This window comes from Membranihabitans marinus, assembly GCF_021729155.1.
Classification (GTDB): domain Bacteria; phylum Bacteroidota; class Bacteroidia; order Chitinophagales; family Saprospiraceae; genus Membranihabitans; species Membranihabitans marinus.
The window spans coordinates 37,068-55,558 of sequence record NZ_JAJQYA010000035.1 but is presented as its reverse complement, the minus strand read 5'-3'; the positions used below and the strand labels follow the sequence as shown (position 1 = coordinate 55,558).

The window sequence follows — 18,491 nt, the reverse complement described above, 5'->3', positions numbered from 1 at the left end:
TATTCATTTACTTCTTTTGAAGCAAATTTATAGCCTTTTTATACCCTGATCAATACGTAGTTAGTTGATGGCTTACGGTTGTCCAACAGGACAACTTCATTCAGTCAACATCATCAAATGCCTATTTATTTGATTGGGTATTTCGTACTATATTCGGTCGTACTCGCCATAGCATGACGAGATTACATAAGATTCGTTGATTATATTTATAAATGCCAAATCTAGCCCAGTGGATCCGGTACCCTTTACTTCGTCTGGGCGCAGTGCAAGGCTTCGACTGCACTTGTATTAGCAATGGGTATCAAAGGGATTAAAAACAGGAAGCCATAAAATGACTTCCTGTTTTAAGATTGAATTATATCATACTTTCAACACGATTATCAAAGTATTCAAGTGTATTTATTGCTTTAATCTCATTTCACCTGAAATTATTTTGCCATAAATATCTCGGTATTGAATATAAAATAGGCCATTTTCCATATGAGAAATATCCACAGTAATTCGGCTTTTGGGATGGATGGATTCACTGGTTTTCAATTCTTGGCCTAATACATTGTAAATCGCATAGGTTATGGCTTGCGGTTGATCATTTACTATCTGAATTTGATTTCTACTGGGATTGGGATAGGAATTAATCAGTGATTTAATTTGATCTTGATAATTGACATTGACAATTTTACTGTAGACAAAACTTTGATCGGCTTCTATGATTTTCAATCGGTAGTAGATCTTCCCAGTTGTAGAAGTCTGGTCTTGATACTGATATTGATCACGGTATTGGTTAGAAGGTTGAATATGTATCAGGGAAGTCCAATGAATGCCATCAAAACTGCGCTGGACCTGGTAATCTATGATACCGGATTGATTTTCTGCCGTCCATTGGATATTTGATATATGATCCTCTACTTTTACATCAAATTGGGTTAGAACGATGGGGAGGGCTTGAGCAATGACAACGGGGAATACGTGTTGTCCCGTTGGCATTTCTTCTGAATCACTAATATCGGTAATGATGACTTCAATATCATAAGATCCCGCCAGAGTGGGTGTCCCGGTAATTTGACCATCTGATGAAAGACTAAGCCCAGGGGGAAGGCTAGATTCAGCTGCCATTTCATAGCGGTAGGATCTTTCACTGGGCAAACCTATCATTTTATTGGAAAGGTTGTCAGAATAGGGTTGTAAAGCCCTACCTGTTGTCAGTGATTGAGGGGTTAAAGTGATTACATCAACATGGATTATTTCTACGTGGGATAGTTGATTACATTCATTATTATAGCTAGCATAAAAGCTTGTGTCAGAAATTAGATTACTTATTTCTAATTGAAGATCAGAATTAATATATTCATGATTTGAGTTGTACCATTGAGGTGAGGTTTCGTAGTTGTAGTACTGACTACCATCTATAGTGGTCATTTGATTGTAATAGCCCCAGAGGTTGTCGATTTCTTCGGTATATGTAGGCGATCGCTGTATTTCATATATTAAAATATTATCCAGTAAACCTAGGAAATTTCCCACTACTACTTCAATTCTGTCATAGGCTAGATTGGGTTGGAAGGATAACCAAGCTTTGTCTTGACTATCAAATATGGATAGCAATGAAAAGTCACTGGCACTGAAGGATTCAACCAAGTCGTTGGAATTATAGGTGTGAATAATTAATTCCGGAAGCAGATCGATATTTAGTACGATATTGGGACTGCCTAACAATACATGAGCTGCACTTACACTAGGTTGGTAGAATAATGCTGTAATATAGGAAGCGGAATCAAGACTGGCTATAGCGGCTAGACTGGCATAGCTGTCCTCATTTTTATCAATGGCCCTACTGGGATTCAAAACACCAGATAATCCACCTGCCAATGCGCTTTTGGACCCAGATAATACATCATAGGCTTTGTCGCAATCATCAGGTTCTCCTGTAATATAGTAGGCTTCGAAGACTTTTACACTGGCTAAAGCACCGATTAATGAACTTAATTCTATTTTTACTTTGTTGTAGGTTTGCTCTGGAGAAATTTCCAGTGTTTTGGTGCTCGAACCATTGAGTAAAGTTAAAAATTCAATTAAATTTAAACTTGATCCTACTTGATTGTCATCATGATAAACAGTAATTTCAATCTTATTATTTACACCAAGTAGGCCAGATCCAGCTCCTATTTTTAATCTTAGGGTAGTCCCCGCAGGTATATCAGAGACAAAACTTAAGGTTTGTGAAGCACTTCCTCCGACGGATAGCGTTAAATTCAAGGAAGATGCGGTATTGAGATCTCCGTCAATGGCTTTATCTTCATTACTTGTGCTAGCGATTAAAAAAGAACTGGAATGAGATTCAGAATTTGGGTGATGAAATTCTTGACTTATTGCATTCCAAGTGCACAAAAAACTAATTGCATAAACGCACAGCCATTTAAATGTCTTTAATGGTATCATGATTATAAAAAGTTTTGTAATTAGCCGACTGTATCTATTATTTGACCGTATTATTCATTGGTCGATGAAATTTTTATACAGTTAATTGAACAGTCAATATTGCGGTATCAATGGTATTGGTCATTATAACAGCTTCTACAGTCTAATTAATTAAATTAGTTTTATAAAAAATACATTAAGTTTTTGTGGGGCTGGTGGTTACAAAGGCGGTGGATGGAAGGTGGAAATTTTCATTTGTGTTAAGTTTCTATGTTATTAAATTTCAATGATCAAATTTAAACAATCGCGAAATGCAACTTGATTATAATAGACAGTTGTGATTGTTATAAATCTATTTTCGCTAATTCAAAAGTTATGTGTTAATCACTTTGTTTTCGAGATAAATACTAATGATTGTATATTTATATGGTCTTTTGAATTAAATAAAATAGATTTTAAAATAAACTTGATTCATTAATTGAGGTATAAGATAAGAATATATATTTATTTAATATACTACTTTTAAAATTTTAACTCGAAATGTTTATGGTTATATAGATCTGTAATGATATTTTTCAGAAATATGATTATTATATAATCTAATTCTGGCTTTGTGTTTTATTGATCTGTAATAATGATTGTATAAAAATGAAAGGGTTTAATCACAGAAGATCGGTGTCTAAAATTCAATTTTTATAGATTGATTTATTATGTGTTTGGTATTGTGAATTTGCACCAATAAAAGCTAACATAGAACTATCTCTGATAATTTCTGGGGCAATTTCAGGGAAGGGTTAGGGTAATCGATTAGGGTTTTAGCTGGGTGCTCTGGTGGATGATGTATGCTCGTTCATCTCCGTGTTTCAGATAAAGGAATAAAATATCCTGTAACTAATGTCCTATATTGGATTGAGTAAAGAGGATTGATTATCACAGGGATAAAAAAACAGGGAGCCAAAGATTGACTCCCTATTAAGATTATTGAATTAAATCTTATTTACAGCAAGATTTTACACTGATTTTACATTCTTATTGTTTCAATCTCATTTCCCCAGAAATAATGTTTCCAGAAACATCGCGGTATTGGATATAATACATACCATTTTCAATATGAGAAATATCGACGGTTGTACGGCTTCGGGGATTGATGGACATACTGGTTTCTAATTGAACCCCTAATACATTGTATAGGGTATAGGTAATGGCCTGTGGATGATCATTTACAATCTGAATTTTATTTCTACTGGGATTAGGGTATGAGGTAATCAATGTTTTAATTTGATCTTGATAATTTACATTTACTATATTACTATAGACAATACTTTCATCATTTTCCATGATTTTTAATCGGTAATAGATTTTTCCCACAGAAGTGATTTGATCCTGGTAATGATATTCATCACTGTATAAGTTGGATGGTTGTAGATTCATAATGGTTATCCAGTTAATTCCATCAACACTACGCTGAACTTGATATTCCAATATGTCGGATTGATTTTCTGCTGTCCAAGTGATATTTGATATCTCTTCATCAAGCTCTACATCAAAATCTGTAAGAACGATGGGGAGAGTTTGGCTAATGGTCATTGAAAATTCATGAGTACCTGTCGGTATTGGATTCATAGCATCAGTGATGTCGGTCACTACCACATCAAAGCTATAGTTGCCGTCTTGAGTCGGAGTTCCAGTAATGCTGCCATCGCTGTTTAGGGTCAATCCATTGGGAAGACTTTCTCCGTTGGCCAATGCGTAGCTATATGTTCTACCTTCAGGTAAACCATCGAGTTTAATATTCAGATCATCTGAATAAGGAATCGTTGTTTCCCCTGTGGCCAATGCTTGAGGCGATAAAGCGATGACCTCTACGTTAATGGTCTCTACATGAGTCACTTGATCGCAATTGTTATAGAAAAGAGCATAGTAAGTCTTATCTTCAGTTAAATTCCCCGTCTCATATTCGCTATCGGTTTCAATATATTCGTTATCTGAGTTATGCCATGCCGCATCTCCACTGCCATAATCGCTGGCATCAATGGTGATTCCTTGATTAAGGTAGCATATCAAATCATCACTATCATCAGTGGTAATAGGCCCTCGTTGAATTTCATATACTCTTAAAGACGAAAGTGCGCCTACTAATCCACCAGCTTCTACTTCTACTCTGTCAAAGGATCCACTGGGCTGAAAGGTTAACCATCCCTTGTTGCTACCGCTGAGTAGGGAAAGGGAGATTAAGTGACTGGCGTTATAGGTATATTGTAAACTATTGCCGTTATAAGTTCGGATTGCAAAACCATTGAGCACTCCTAATGAGAGTAGTTGGGCAGGATCTCCTAATAATACACTGACACTACCTGTGGTGGAATTAGGAAATAACGCTCTAACATAATTGCCTGAACCCACACTGGCTATCGAGGCAAGACTGGCATAGGTATTATCATTATTATCAATTACATTATTCGGATTTGTAACGCCCGATAAACCACCGAGTAAGGCTCCATTGGTACCTGAAATTACATCATAGGCCAAATTACAACCGCCGGTGCTTCCTGTGATGTAATAAGCTTCGTAAACTTTTATACTTGCTCCTAAACTAAGTGCTACACCTATTTCTATTTCGACTTTATTATAATTGCCATTGGGTGTAATTTCTAGTGTCTCTGTCCCTGACCCATTTAATAAACCTAGCAGACTATTAAGTTCATATGTTGAACCCACTTGAGATAGATTATTATAAACTCTAATATTAACGTATACTCCTACGGATAGAAGACTTGATCCCTCTCCGATTTTCAGTCTTAATGTTGTACCTGCTGGAACCGTTGAAGAAAATGTTAAATCTTGTTTTGCTAAACCAAATATTGCTCCAGGGGTCAAAGTAGACGCAGAAGAGAGGTTTTGATCAATTGCATTATTTGAATTAGACACTCCTGAACTTGCTGTTGTTGAACTCGCATAATTGAAGGTTTGGCCTTGTAGATCTGAGATGTGACAGAGGGAAATTAAGAACATGGCTACGCCAATCCATTTAAAATGTTTTAATGGTTTCATGTTAAATTAAGTTTGTATCATTAACCGACCGAAAAACATATTTAATCAGTTAACCCTTACTGATTTTTGTAGGATATGACTTGAGCTAACTTATTAAAGCTGCTTAAACTATAATTTTGCTCTATATTCATAGATTATAGGCATAGTTATAGGGTCTAATTAATTATGTTAATTAGGTAAATAAGTATATTTTTTAAATATCGTTTCGGTTAGAATAGAGGGCTAAAACCGAAGTGGATAGAATGTTTTTGTTTTCATTTTGTTAAGTTTATATGTTGTTAATAAAAGGGCATTTCCATTGAGCTTGAAAAGAATTTTAACTGCCTTTTGGTGAAGCAATTTCAATTTTCATTCTTAAAAACGAAATTTACCTATTTCAATCCTTTTCTTAATTATTCTGTTATAAATGCTTATAATAATTAGGAAGTATTAAAAAAGATATAGAGTATATAATTTAGTCTTTTATGAATAAATCAAGCCTTTGCAATGCCTTTAATATAGTAATATTAAATTATAATACAAAGTTATTTATATAATTTAACTTTTTTCAAATGTGCATACATTGTTATTTGCATGTATGTAATGTTATAATATCGTTTCATTAACATCAGTTCTTCATTGAACAATTGTTGTTCGATAATAAAGATTGAATTATTTGGGGTGCATTGATTTTTTATCAATTAATTGTGCCCAAAAATAGTACATATTTCCAATAAAAGAAAAAAAATATAGAATAAATATAGATGTGTTAGTTTTATGCTTAATCTATTGGGTGGTCAAGAGAGGTTGTATTGAATATTATAGTATAATTTAAAATTTTATATTTAGATTGTTTGATTTATTATTGTTTTGTGTAAACTGTGATTTGTAATAATGAAATTATGTGTATTTAGACTGTTTGGATATGTATGCAATGTGTTGTAGTCTTTGTGGATAATTGATTTTGCAATATTGATTGAGTTGCTTTATTGAAATGATAAAAATGTACATATTCAACTGATAGAACTTTTTAATTCATATAGATTTACTTCTTCGATATTAGCTATAGGGGGTTTTGGTATTCTTCATTGGGTATGAATGTGGCATTTGATGTGACTGAGAATAGTTGTCCGAAGGATGACTGAACGGAATACGAAGCATCTGAGACCGTAAATCGGTCTCAGGTGAAGGAAGACGACCACCGTGTCGTGGATGGGTTGGCTCGTAAATCGGCATTTGCCTCTTCGAGCTTCATTCGGTCATGTCTCTACGTTAATGTGTGACTGCAACATAAATCGATAGGTTTTTAGCCACTGGCACCGGCGTGATTGCACCGTATATCGACAGCAAACATCATTTTTCTATCAAAATCACAGATTTATGTGAATTGAATAATTACACGAATGTTAATACATATGGATTTGTCACACTTTTTGTCTAGTATTTGATATGTCCCCCGTTGGCGGGGGTTAGGGGGTGGATGTGCTACGAATGGTAATGCCAATAGATTTGTCACACTTTTTGCTCAATTTGTCATAGTATATCATTACAAAAATTGAAAATATATCGTCCACTTCGACTCAGCTCAGTGCGCCGCTTTCAGGACTTCTTAATTGGGTAAACTATCTTTCATAGGACTTCATCCTGCCCTGACATATTTCGCCCACTTCGACCAAGCTCAGTGCGCCGCTTTCAGGGCTTATCTTTTAACATAATCAATTGTCTATACCTAAATTTATCCATTACCATAATCATTGTGATATGATATAGCCATATAGTGGCGACATATTAATAGCAATTAATAACCTAGTAATTAAAGCTCCAGCGGAGTGAAATGTTTCTTTATATTGTTTCGTCCACTGTTTCGTGATTGGGAGAGTTTATCAATTATATACGTATTTCGTATAAGACCAATATCATAAACATTTGATTAGCAGTCTTATTATTCCGTAACTTTTACATTCATTTTTTCAATTAAACTCATTCAATCGACTTATATAATAGCTAGATACATTGTTGAAATCAACCGTGAATTATTGCGGATTATTTTATAAGATAAGCCGATTAAAAAGTGTAAGCCAATGAGCTGGCGAGTTGCCATTCTCCTGATTTTGGTTTAAAGATATTGGCAAATGCCGTACCTAATTGAATCTTAATATGTGAATTCAAATGATAACTCAGTTTTAGAGAAGAGTATGATAGATTGGTTTTAATGTTATTTTGTTCTACCTGAATTCTTTCTGCATTTGTGCCAATATATTTGTATTCGTGGTTATATGTCAACCAATAATGTCCAACAGACCAATCGATATCCCATCTCGGAGTCAAGGCATATGCCAAGCCTATAGCTGTATGAATACCTGGATTAAATCGCAATTTTTGATAATAAGTCGTATTGGATATTGCGGATGAAGGGGTCTGACCACCGCTGTTAGCAAAATCGAGCTGTTTACTATTTTCAATATCTAATTGATCAAACAATGGACTGTTTTCCTTATTAATAGACTTGGTAGAAGGAGCTGTTAATTGTAGGCCAGCGGCTAGGTAGGCTGTCCATTTGGATTTTGTCCAAGAAACACCTGGACTAACTTGTAAATAATGTATATTATTAGATGATGACAATTGGTCTCCAGCAGAGATAAAGTATTTAGTTTTTACTTCACCATGATCCAAAGAATTGATTTGGAGTTGGTGGAGATCGATAAGTTTATTGTAACCAATCTTTAGGTCGCTATCTTGAGTAAGTAAAGCCAAGGCTTTGTTATTTTTGTATAATCCACGATGGTTTGAAGTGTAATCATTGCTATTCTTTACATCAGTATGTATTGACTCTTCTATTTTTGTGATGGTTTCGGTAATGACTGGCAATGCATTGTCTCGATTATGGGATATTGTAGTATTCGTGGAAATAGGGATAATTTGACTTGAGCCTAGCTCTGGACTATTTGTAATGTCATCGTTAATCGAAGGTTGCTTTAATTCGGATTCATTTATCTCACTTCTGTTTTCAGAAAGACTTGCACTTGAATTGTTAATATCTATTATGTCTGTATTTTCTACTGTCGATAATTCTTTACTGTCAGTGGTAGTTGGAGCTATTTCGCTATTGGAAACTGCAATGGTAGGAGAGGACGTTGGTTGCAGAAAATAGTATCCTAGTCCCATCAATAAAATGAGAGAAGCAGCAATATACCAAGGGAATATCTTGCGTTTCTTTGTCGGCATATGTTGGTCGAGTAAGACTTCCATGTCATCCCAGCCCGACTGTTTTAGTTTTTTGATTTCTTCTGGATTAGCCATTTTTCTTTAATTTTTGGCTCATTAATTTTCGAGCTTGATTGAGATACCACCTTGAGGTGCCTTCGCTTATTTCCATTTCTTTTGCGATTTCTTTGTGATTATACCCTTCTATTGCATACAGTTTTAATACAGTCTTAATTTTCGGTGGTAAATATTCTATTGCCGAATAAATATGATCGGTTTCGTCTTTGTGATACTGAATCGTAGGCGAAGCAGCTTCTATGACTTCATTTAATTCAACCGTTGAATGATTCTTTTGTCTAAAATGATCTAAAATATTTCGCTTGTGTATAATATGAACCCAACTGGAAAAGGAACCAGAAGATGCATAGGTGTCAATTTTTTGAAATACTTTTAACATCGTTGTGTTTATTAATCCAACACTTTCTTCTGTGGGTATTTTATAGGATCGACAATGCGTTAGCAGACCCTCAAAATATTGATCGTACAATATTTTTTGGCTCTTTCTGTCATTGTTGATACAGCCTTTTATCAGATCTTCTAAGGCATTGTCTTTCCTTCGTCTTAACATGTAATTTTTTGTCAGTAGGACACGATCAATTTATTATTTTCGAACAAATATAAAAGAATCACAATCTGCACAATCATTTGATAGATGCAATGTGTCTTGATTTACTATATAAAACGATTGATTAGGTAAAGTGTCGTTGGTGAACTGAAAATAATATTCAGCATCGCCTGAGGTGTTCACTGTATCTTGTATCACTTTAAAAGTCAATGATTGTGTAACCGTGTCATTTTTACTCCATGTATACTTATCATCTTTTTCAATGAGGAGAGCTTGGTCATAATCCACTGAATCGGCCAAAATTTCCACTCCAGTTAGACCTTGTGTAGTCTGAATCCATTCCCAACTTCCAAATACACTGTCATAGGGAAGACTAGGATTGTTTTCTTCCTTTTCACATGCGTTTAACATCAATACAGTACATACCGCCATTACTGACATTTTTAAAAAATTCCAATTCATACAATTGTTTTTAAATTAAAAAAAGAGTTAGATAAAATTTAATACGGATTTTCAAGGTCTCGACATCTTCACTATAGAGATTGATTCTCCGTATTTGGCATTAAGACGAAAGTTGTGGGAAGGGCGTTGGATTTTTTTTGATATTTTTTATAAAATAAATTAATTGCCTTTTTTATTTTGTTTCCTGAAATTTTATGAGTCATTGAAAACCAATATGATTTAAACTAAAAAAGCGGATTGTCTCTTCTTGGAAACAATCCGCTTTTTTTATTTATACAAAGATAAAATATTTCAAATCTGTATTCTAAACCATTATCATTAATAGCTTAGTTACGATTTACAACTTGCCACCATAATGTTTTTCATACAATGACATAGCCTCCAAAACCACTTGTAAAGCTTTTTCTCTATTTTGAAATTCTTCAACTATTACTTCTTTGTTTTCCAATTTTTTATAGTCTTCAAAGAAACTCTGTAATTCTATCAAGAAATGGTCAGGCAATTCCGATACATCGTTGTAGTGACTCACACTTTTATCGTTTGCAGCGACGGCGATGATCTTGTCATCTTTTTCATTTCCATCTAACATATGCATGACGCCAATCACTTTGGCTTCAACAATACACATGGGAACTATATCCATTTGACATAATATCAATATATCTAATGGATCTCTATCTTCGCAATACGTCTGTGGAATGAATCCGTAATTTGCTGGATAATTAACGCTAGAAAAAAGTACTCTATCCAATTTTAATAGTCCACTCGCTTTGTCCAGCTCGTATTTCGCTCTACTATTTCTCGGGATCTCAATGATGCCATTTACCGTCTCAGGAACATTATCGCCTATGTGGACTTCGTGCCAAGGATTAAACATATTTGTTGGTTATTTTTTTGATTTATTCGCAAATATCTAATTTGTATGATAATTATGAGAATATTTCAAAATATTATTTTTATTTTAATGAATTCTGTCTCCCCTTACTTCGAGGTCTATCATCACTTTTTTTTCATAATTTAAGAAGTCTTGCCAACGGTTGACTACTTGATCTTCAATGCCATAGTGTTTGGCTAAGTCCAAAAACATTCGATAATGACCAGCTTCTGAGACCATGAATTTATGGTAAAATTCCCTTAAATCTTTGTCCTCTAATTCTACCGAAAGCAATCTAAAACGTTCACAACTTCGAGCTTCAATTAATCCACATAATAAGAGGCGATCGATAAATCTGTTTTCTCGACTTCCCCCTTTAATCACAAATTGACTTATTCGATTGACGTATTCATCTTTTCTTTGATATCCCAGTTGCAATCCTCTGGATTGGAGCTCTTGTATCACCAATCTGAAGTGACCCCATTCCTCTGTTACTACTGGACTAACTTCTTCGACCATCCTCACTTTATCAGGAAATTGTTGGATAAGAGATATACATGTAGTGGCCGCCTTTAATTCACAATAAGCATGATCGGTTAAAATCGCTTCTAAACTCATTTGAGCCAAATCGGCCCATCTGGGATCTGTGGGAAGTTTTAATCCTAACATAGTTTATTAATCGGTTTTATTAAAAAATCCAAAAATAGATTTTTTTTACCGGCCTTTAAACTTTCTATACTACATTTAGTGAGTAGAGAGATGATGAAATTAAATTATTGTATTTGATTGGGTTTTAATGTAAACATCCCATTCTTTTTTTGGATAAAATGAATGAGTTGATCATTGATGGCTAGGGGTATATTCACTTCTTGTACATGATCTAATTGGAGTTGATCTAAACCGTTTTCCTTATCAAATTTGCCAAAACCCTGTAATATGCCTTTGTTGAATATGAAAATGCTGTATTCTTGTTCTGAATAGCGATGATCGATGACGATATGATGAAATTGTTTCCTTCTTTCAAGGTGATTAATTAGTCCATTTATTTTTACTTTGAATTCAACATCGTTGAGTATTCCATTGTGGTTGTTTTCTTTTTTTACAACCTTAATTTCTGGCTTACTATTACTTATTTCATAATAGTCACTGAGTTTAAAGGTTTGTATGAGGTCTTGTAGTTGATGTTTGGCCGTCGATTTGTTTTTAAATATTTTTACAAAATTCTGCTCGACTTCTTCTCTTATTGGTCGGGCCGATATCAATGTTTCTTCCTCAACCGAATGAATGACAATTCCATAGGACGCCATGGACTTGCGCTGAGCTACATTGTATTCCGGCTTGAGTTTCTTAATCATTTCATCTTCCTTTAGCATGGCCAAAAGTTCACTGCCCGTCTCCTCAAAATCGATTCTTTTGGTGCGCTCTAATATGCGATTCGACTTTTGACTATTGCCCTTAAAGTGTTGTAATACCCTTTTTTGTATGTTTTTACTCTTGCCAACATAGAGTAATATATCGTTCTCCCCATAAAAGAAATAGATGCCACATGTTTCAGGGATGCGATGTAGATCGTCCATGGTCATATTGCTGGGAAGTTTACTCAACCGAATGCCATTGTTAATTTGAGAAAGAAATTCTTGTTGATTGATGTCCTTCTGAATTAACTCTTCAAAAACCACAACAGTTGCCTCTACATCAGCCATAGCGCGATGTCTACTACTCACCGAAATATTGAAGTACCGAATAAGATTTTCTAAACTGTATCTGCCTATTTCTGGAAATAATTTTTTGGTTAGCTGCTTAGTACATAATTGTTTTTTGGAAAATGTATAGCCCAGTCGTGAAAACTCCATGCGGATAAAATAATAATCAAACTTTACATTATGAGCTACAAAAATACAATCTTCAGTCAGTTCCACAATTTGTTTGGCCACTTCGTAAAACTCAGGTGCATCCATTACCATTTCATTGGTAATTCCAGTTAATTTTTGGATAAATGGAGGTATCGGACTGCAGGGATTAATTAAACTTTCGAATCGTTGGACAACTTCCTGACCATTGTGTATGGCGATACCAATTTCTGTGATTCTATCTGTTTTATAATTTCCACCGGTAGTTTCGATATCAATTATAGCAAATCGCATGGGCTTGGACATTGGTATGGACTTTAAGTGATGTTCTTTCAAAGAAATAAAATTTATTGCAAAAGTGAGTTGCTTGTCAGTGTTTTTTTTCTCGGTTTACTGATATTTTATACTTCAAATATCATTTTACTGTCTTGTGAGAATGATATAATGTAAAATTGCGCTTGTAAAAAAATGTAAAATTAAAAGGGTTCTTGCAAGTGTGTTGCAGAATTATTGAATTCGTGTAAAATAAGAATCCTGAATTCATGGCAACATCATTCTGTATTACTTAGGTAAAGTATAAGACAGTATTGTGGATTGATTCTATGGATTAGTTTTAAGTAGTCGATCCAATGTGATTATTTGACTTATATCTGCCTTTAAAGTTGCCATATTTATTTTTCTCCCACCTATTTTAGAATGTATATAAAAGCTGGATTTTGACCTCACTGGCGAATGGCCCGTTGATTGCATTGTCTCCGCTTCCAATCGTTTCTGCCCCTATCAAATAATTACTTACTACTCGACCTTCTAACTGCCATCGGCGATTTAACTTAATACTGGTCTTAATTAATGCCGACCAACCCTTACCATAAAAAAATGGAAGAGAATAACTATATCTCACATCAGAGGCATAGCTATAGATCCTAGAAAAAAATGAATCGGTGTGATAATATATCAATTTGGCCACTCCTTTCCATTGACTTTGACTGGGTTGATAGTTTATTTGAGAAGATATTAGCACACCATTTTCATTATTCTTGTTGATATTGTCTATTAATGTATATTCAACTCGATGGCTAGATTGCCAATTTTTGTTTAAATGGTGACTAAATTGAATCCTTACATTGTATTGTGAATAATTGAATACAGAACTATGGTTGTCGGTATTGTCGTATACATTATCTGCACGCCACTTGTATTTGAAATATAAATAGTAATTAAATTTATTTTTCTTTTTGTATTGATACTGTAATAATACATCTCGATTGATACCAGGTCCAGTGGTTTGACTTGTGGGAAATAGGGAATGCCATTGATCTAGGTATAGGGAAATGGTGTGTTGAAGGGTGGGGTAATATTGGAGGCCGAGGTATAATCCTTTTTCGTTGTTCGATGTAGATCGGGCCGAAAAGGCATTGCCGTATAAAGGTCTGTAACCGGGTTCAAATTTGCGCAGAAGGATACTTAAGTCTAATTGGGGATCTAGACTGGTGAGCAAGCCTAGGGAGTAAGCTTTGTGTCTAAATGATGAAATGGCAATTTCTCCAAATATATTCCATGAGGCCCAGAGTGCATTGATGTCCATACTTTGTGACCATTGTGAAGATCCTGATGGTATATGAATGTTGTATATTCTTTCGGCTGGCCTATAGGGTATATTATATTTTGAATACATATTATGCAGCCCAATACGAATGTTTTTTAATTGATAACGACTGCTCAGCCCAATGATGTTTTCCAATATGTTTTTTTGAGCATTAATTTCATTTTTTGTCCTGTGTAGACCAGACTGCGATATATTGGAAAAGCTAGTTCCGAATATACTGTCTTGATGAATAGTGGCATCTCTGTGAATTCGATGGAGCAAGAAGCTGTGTTTCCAGTTTTTGTTTTGTTGAAGTCCTATGGCAAGACCTCTGAAAAAATTGTATTCGTTGAGACCTAGATATGGTTTTATCGATGGCGATGATCGTCTAATCATCATTGTATTGCGTGATTTTGTAATGCCAAATCCTTGATAAAGTAATATTCCCTGTCCCCAATTCGCTGTAAAATCTCCGATGATAATATTTCTTACCAAGCCTTTGTTGAAATTTTTGAAATAGTGAAAATGGTAGTTTTCTATTTGGTTGATGTGGCCGGCTATAAAAGTCTCTCCAGCATCTTTTTCCATGGCCAAACCAAAACCTGATTCTGGACTAATTCTGGTTTTGTATCTTGTGATAATGTGGTAGCGAGATCCATTATAGGCGGGATCTAAATTGTTTTGACTGATAAAACCATTTTTTAGGGGATAGTAGGTAGAAGCTTGAATTTGAAAATACCCTTGTTGTCGATGTGTCGTCGTGTATGGTAAATTTTCTTCTACTGGAGACATATATTTGGATAGCGCTTTAAGTTTGTAAAGTGGGATGCCTGGAAGAACTTGCAATTCACTGATTTCGTAAAAAGGTCCATAATTTCCCCGATAGAATAAAAATTGTTGGATTTCGAATGGAGTTAAAATATTGAGGAAAATCAAGTCTGATTCAGTACAAGTGTTTATATTGAGCTGAATATCTTGATCAAGTGATTCAAACCATTGTTGATTATCTGAAATTTGTTCAATATCACCCTGGTCGAGGGCGTCTAAATAATCCACAGTTGAGTCCCAAATGCTATCCTGGCATCGCAGTCCTATGCAGTGCAGAATCAAGAGGGTTGTCAACATAATACGGCAATACATATTAGACTATTTTATGTTTTTGGAAATAACAAAATAATCGCTATAAAGTATTGATTATAAAAGATAAGTAATTTTGAGGACATTCTGAAATAGACAAATATAAAAAATATGAATGTTGGTTATTATATGAGCATGATTACCTTTGTTATTATAGAAAAATTCTTAATTAAAGACTATAAAAAATGAGTTTACCTAGATTTAGCGCAGTCGACACCATCCTGAACAGAAATAGTTCGGATTATGATTTTATTGATTCTCAATCAGAGAGTATAGCTTCCTATTTTGGTTGCAATGTTTTCAGCAATGAATCCATGCTTAAGTATTTGTCTGAAGAAACATACCAGAAATTAAGAGACGCTATTAAGGCCGGTAAAAACCTGTCTCGAGATCTTTCTGTTGAAGTGGCGAACGGAATGCAAAAATGGGCTACCGACAAAGGTGCAACCCACTATGCACACTGGTTTCAGCCATTAACAGGTAGAACTGCTGAAAAACACGATTCATTTTTTAATATCACTCCTGATGGTAGTGCCATTGAAGAATTTAGTGGCGATGCATTGGCGCAACAAGAGCCCGATGGATCGAGTTTCCCTGGAGGTGGATTGAGATCTACTTTTGAGGCGAGAGGATATACTGCATGGGATCCTTCATCACCTGCCTTTATATTAGAAGTAGGGGAGAGTAGAACCTTGTGTATTCCTACCATCTTTGTAACCTATGGTGGTGAAGCATTGGATTATAAATTGCCGTTGTTGAAATCTGAGGATTACTTGGAGAAAGCAGCATTGAAAGTTATAAAATTGTTTAAATCCAATGAGGATGTATCTAGAGTTTCTGTAACCTTAGGTTGGGAACAAGAGTATTTCCTTGTTGATGAGGCTTTGTTTTATGCCCGTCCTGATTTGATGTTGACCGGAAGAACATTGATCGGTAAGATTGCCCCTAAAGGTCAGCAATTAGATGATCACTATTTCGGATCGATTCCTAAGAGAATCCTTACTTATATGAGGGATTTGGAGAAAGAATGTCATAAATTGGGTATCCCAGTTAGAACCAGACACAATGAAGTAGGACCTGGTCAGTATGAATTGGCTCCAATGTTTGAGGAGGTAAATGTAGCCGTAGATCACAATCAATTGTTGATGGATCTTATGGATAGAGTCGCTATTAAGCATAAATTGAGAGTGTTGTTGCACGAAAAACCTTTTGCTGGTGTAAATGGTTCTGGAAAACACAACAACTGGTCAATGTCTACCAATACAGGTAAAAACTTGTTGAAACCAGGAAAACAGCCAGGTAAAAACTTAGAGTTTTTGACATTCTTTGTGACCACTATTAGAGCGGTACACGAACATGCTGACTTGTTGAGAGCAAGTGTAGCATCTGCTTCTAACGATCACCGTTTAGGTGCCAATGAAGCTCCTCCTGCCATTATCTCTGTATTTATCGGAGAATTCTTATCAAAAGTAATGAAAGATATTGCCAGCGAAAAACTTTCTGATGATGCTGGTGTAAAGGATGTGATGGAGTTGTTGAGCAAAATTCCTGAATTGGAAAAAGACAACACAGATAGAAACAGAACATCGCCATTTGCCTTTACTGGTAATAAGTTTGAAATAAGAATGGTAGGTTCAACCAAGAACTGTGCCTCTCCAATGACAGTGATGAATGCCATCGTTGGTAAGCAATTGGAAGATTTCTACAGCAAAGTAGAATCTTTGATCAGTGACGGAATGAACAAGGAGGCTGCAATTCTAAGTGTTATAAGAACTTATATCATTGAGTCTGAGCCAGTATTGTTTGAAGGTGATGGTTATAGCGATGAGTGGAAAGAAGATGCTGAAAAAAGAGGCCTTCCCAATACACCGAATACCCCTGATGCCATTAAAGCATATGTTACTGAGAAGTCTAGAGCATTATTTAAAGAGACCAATGTTTTATCTGAAAAAGAATTGGAAGCTCATTATGAGGTAATGGTTGAAAACTATATCCTCAATCTTCAGATTGAGTCTAGAACACTTGGAGAAATGGTAATTAACCATGTTTTACCAGCAGCTATTAAATACCAAAATGAGTTGGCTTTAAATGTTAAAAATTTAAAGGAACTCGGTTTGGATAAAGATAAATTTGAAGCACCATTTACTTTACTCAATGATATAGCTGAAAATATCGCCTTAATCAAGAAAAATGTTTTGTTGATGACGGATGAGAGAAGAAAAGGGAACGATTACGAAGAAGCTGATGAAATAGCTCATGCTTACTGTTACAAGGTCAAACCTTTGATGGAAAAAATCAGAGTTTATGTAGATCGTTTAGAATATTTGGTTTCTGACGAGTACTGGCCGATTGTTAAGTACAGAGAATTGATGTTTATCAAATAATTAATCGTAAATTATATATAAAAAAGGCGGGAATTTTTTCCGCCTTTTTTATTTTCACCAAAAATATAACGATAATGAGAAAGAAAATAGTAGCTGGTAATTGGAAAATGAATACTACAGTAGAATCTGCACCAGAATTGGTAGGCGGATTGTTGGATGCTTCTTGGCCTGACGATGTTCAACTCATCATAGCTCCACCTTTTACTCAATTGGGAGTGGTAGCACAACAAATACAATCGTCAAATATTGGCCTCAGTGCACAAAATTGCCATGAAAAAGAATCCGGTGCCTATACTGGAGAGATTTCTGTAGCTATGTTGGAGTCAGCTGGTGTGGAATACGTAATCTTGGGTCACTCAGAAAGAAGAACTTATTTTGGAGAAGATGACAATCTCATTTATTTGAAAACCAAGGTCGCTCTAAAACAAGGATTGAAGGTGATTTTATGTGTTGGGGAGAAATTGTCAGAAAGAGAAATAGATAATCATTTTAAAGTAGTCCAAAAGCAAATAGAAAACACGCTTTGTCTTTTTGGAAAAACAGAGGCGGCCAATATTGTTATTGCCTATGAACCGGTTTGGGCTATCGGTACTGGAAAAACTGCTTCAGCAGAGCAAGCTGAGGAAATGCATGGATTTATCCGTGAAGTAGTTGCCAATCATTTTGATAATGATTTTGCTGAAGGTATTTCTATATTATATGGAGGAAGTTGTAAGCCGAGTAATGCCAAAGAAATCTTTAGTCAACAAAACGTTGATGGTGGATTGATAGGGGGAGCATCATTGTCAGCTGAAGATTTTGTAGCTATTGCCAATTCTTTTTAATATTTTACAGTATAAATGAGATTCCTTTTATTTTCAAAAGGAGGGAGCTAAAATATTTACCTGTCATGTACAGTCCTTTTGAAAGACTAGATAGGTAAGCC

The 18,491-nt window shown here is 35.0% G+C and carries 11 protein-coding genes; 2 read left to right on the top strand and 9 right to left on the bottom strand.

The annotated features are described in order from the left end of the window. Positions 1-399: 399 nt before the first annotated feature. From LVD51_RS16920 to LVD51_RS16880, 9 genes are all read right to left on the bottom strand, one after another. The gene (locus tag LVD51_RS16920) at positions 400-2,436 is read right to left on the bottom strand and encodes a putative Ig domain-containing protein (protein ID WP_236972547.1); all 2,037 of its coding nucleotides are present in this window, start codon (positions 2,434-2,436) and stop codon (positions 400-402) included. Between the two features lie 1,008 nt (positions 2,437-3,444). After that, a complete protein-coding gene (locus LVD51_RS16915; protein ID WP_236972546.1) occupies positions 3,445-5,466 on the bottom strand; it encodes a putative Ig domain-containing protein in 2,022 nt (673 codons plus the stop codon). A 2,043-nt stretch (positions 5,467-7,509) separates the two neighbouring features. Then, positions 7,510-8,745 (bottom strand): hypothetical protein, encoded by a 1,236-nt coding sequence (locus LVD51_RS16910; RefSeq protein WP_236972545.1) that lies wholly within the window; start codon positions 8,743-8,745, stop codon positions 7,510-7,512. Beyond that, positions 8,738-9,277: an RNA polymerase sigma factor gene (locus tag LVD51_RS16905; RefSeq protein ID WP_236972544.1), complete on the bottom strand. Its 540-nt coding sequence runs from the start codon at positions 9,275-9,277 to the stop codon at positions 8,738-8,740. Before LVD51_RS16905 ends, LVD51_RS16910 begins: the two co-directional genes overlap by 8 nt. A 33-nt stretch (positions 9,278-9,310) precedes the next feature. After that, complete coding sequence (locus LVD51_RS16900) at positions 9,311-9,736, bottom strand: hypothetical protein (RefSeq protein WP_236972543.1); 426 nt, start codon at positions 9,734-9,736, stop codon at positions 9,311-9,313. 337 nt (positions 9,737-10,073) lie between these two features. Continuing rightward, entirely contained in the window at positions 10,074-10,613 is a 540-nt protein-coding gene (locus LVD51_RS16895; RefSeq protein ID WP_236972542.1) for an inorganic diphosphatase, read from the bottom strand. 84 nt (positions 10,614-10,697) lie between these two features. Further along, positions 10,698-11,279: a tRNA-(ms[2]io[6]A)-hydroxylase gene (gene miaE / locus LVD51_RS16890; protein WP_236972541.1), complete on the bottom strand. Its 582-nt coding sequence runs from the start codon at positions 11,277-11,279 to the stop codon at positions 10,698-10,700. Positions 11,280-11,383: 104 nt separating this feature from the next. After that, positions 11,384-12,766: an exonuclease domain-containing protein gene (locus LVD51_RS16885; RefSeq protein WP_236972540.1), complete on the bottom strand. Its 1,383-nt coding sequence runs from the start codon at positions 12,764-12,766 to the stop codon at positions 11,384-11,386. Positions 12,767-13,151: 385 nt separating this feature from the next. After that, positions 13,152-15,185, bottom strand: coding sequence for a ComEA family DNA-binding protein (locus LVD51_RS16880; RefSeq protein WP_236972539.1), 2,034 nt, complete (start codon positions 15,183-15,185; stop codon positions 13,152-13,154). Between the two features lie 182 nt (positions 15,186-15,367). Between LVD51_RS16880 and LVD51_RS16875 the strand changes: the two genes are divergently transcribed. Both LVD51_RS16875 and tpiA read left to right on the top strand, forming a co-directional pair. Then, positions 15,368-17,566, top strand: a complete 2,199-nt coding sequence (locus LVD51_RS16875; protein WP_236972538.1) for a glutamine synthetase III family protein — start codon at positions 15,368-15,370, stop codon at positions 17,564-17,566. A gap of 74 nt (positions 17,567-17,640) precedes the next feature. After that, positions 17,641-18,390 carry a triose-phosphate isomerase gene (gene tpiA, locus LVD51_RS16870; protein ID WP_236972537.1) on the top strand — a complete coding sequence of 250 codons (750 nt, stop codon included), beginning with the start codon at positions 17,641-17,643 and terminating at the stop codon, positions 18,388-18,390. Positions 18,391-18,491: the final 101 nt, after the last annotated feature.

What these genes read in the sequence shown, in the direction of transcription:
- LVD51_RS16905 (WP_236972544.1), bottom strand. Translation starts at nt 9,277, where the DNA reads ATGTTAAGACGAAGGAAAGACAATGCCTTAGAAGATCTGATAAAAGGC.
- LVD51_RS16900 (WP_236972543.1), bottom strand. Translation starts at nt 9,736, where the DNA reads ATGAATTGGAATTTTTTAAAAATGTCAGTAATGGCGGTATGTACTGTA.
- LVD51_RS16920 (WP_236972547.1), bottom strand. Translation starts at nt 2,436, where the DNA reads ATGATACCATTAAAGACATTTAAATGGCTGTGCGTTTATGCAATTAGT.
- tpiA (WP_236972537.1), top strand. Translation starts at nt 17,641, where the DNA reads ATGAGAAAGAAAATAGTAGCTGGTAATTGGAAAATGAATACTACAGTA.
- miaE (WP_236972541.1), bottom strand. Translation starts at nt 11,279, where the DNA reads ATGTTAGGATTAAAACTTCCCACAGATCCCAGATGGGCCGATTTGGCT.
- LVD51_RS16885 (WP_236972540.1), bottom strand. Translation starts at nt 12,766, where the DNA reads ATGTCCAAGCCCATGCGATTTGCTATAATTGATATCGAAACTACCGGT.
- LVD51_RS16910 (WP_236972545.1), bottom strand. Translation starts at nt 8,745, where the DNA reads ATGGCTAATCCAGAAGAAATCAAAAAACTAAAACAGTCGGGCTGGGAT.
- LVD51_RS16895 (WP_236972542.1), bottom strand. Translation starts at nt 10,613, where the DNA reads ATGTTTAATCCTTGGCACGAAGTCCACATAGGCGATAATGTTCCTGAG.
- LVD51_RS16915 (WP_236972546.1), bottom strand. Translation starts at nt 5,466, where the DNA reads ATGAAACCATTAAAACATTTTAAATGGATTGGCGTAGCCATGTTCTTA.
- LVD51_RS16880 (WP_236972539.1), bottom strand. Translation starts at nt 15,185, where the DNA reads ATGTATTGCCGTATTATGTTGACAACCCTCTTGATTCTGCACTGCATA.
- LVD51_RS16875 (WP_236972538.1), top strand. Translation starts at nt 15,368, where the DNA reads ATGAGTTTACCTAGATTTAGCGCAGTCGACACCATCCTGAACAGAAAT.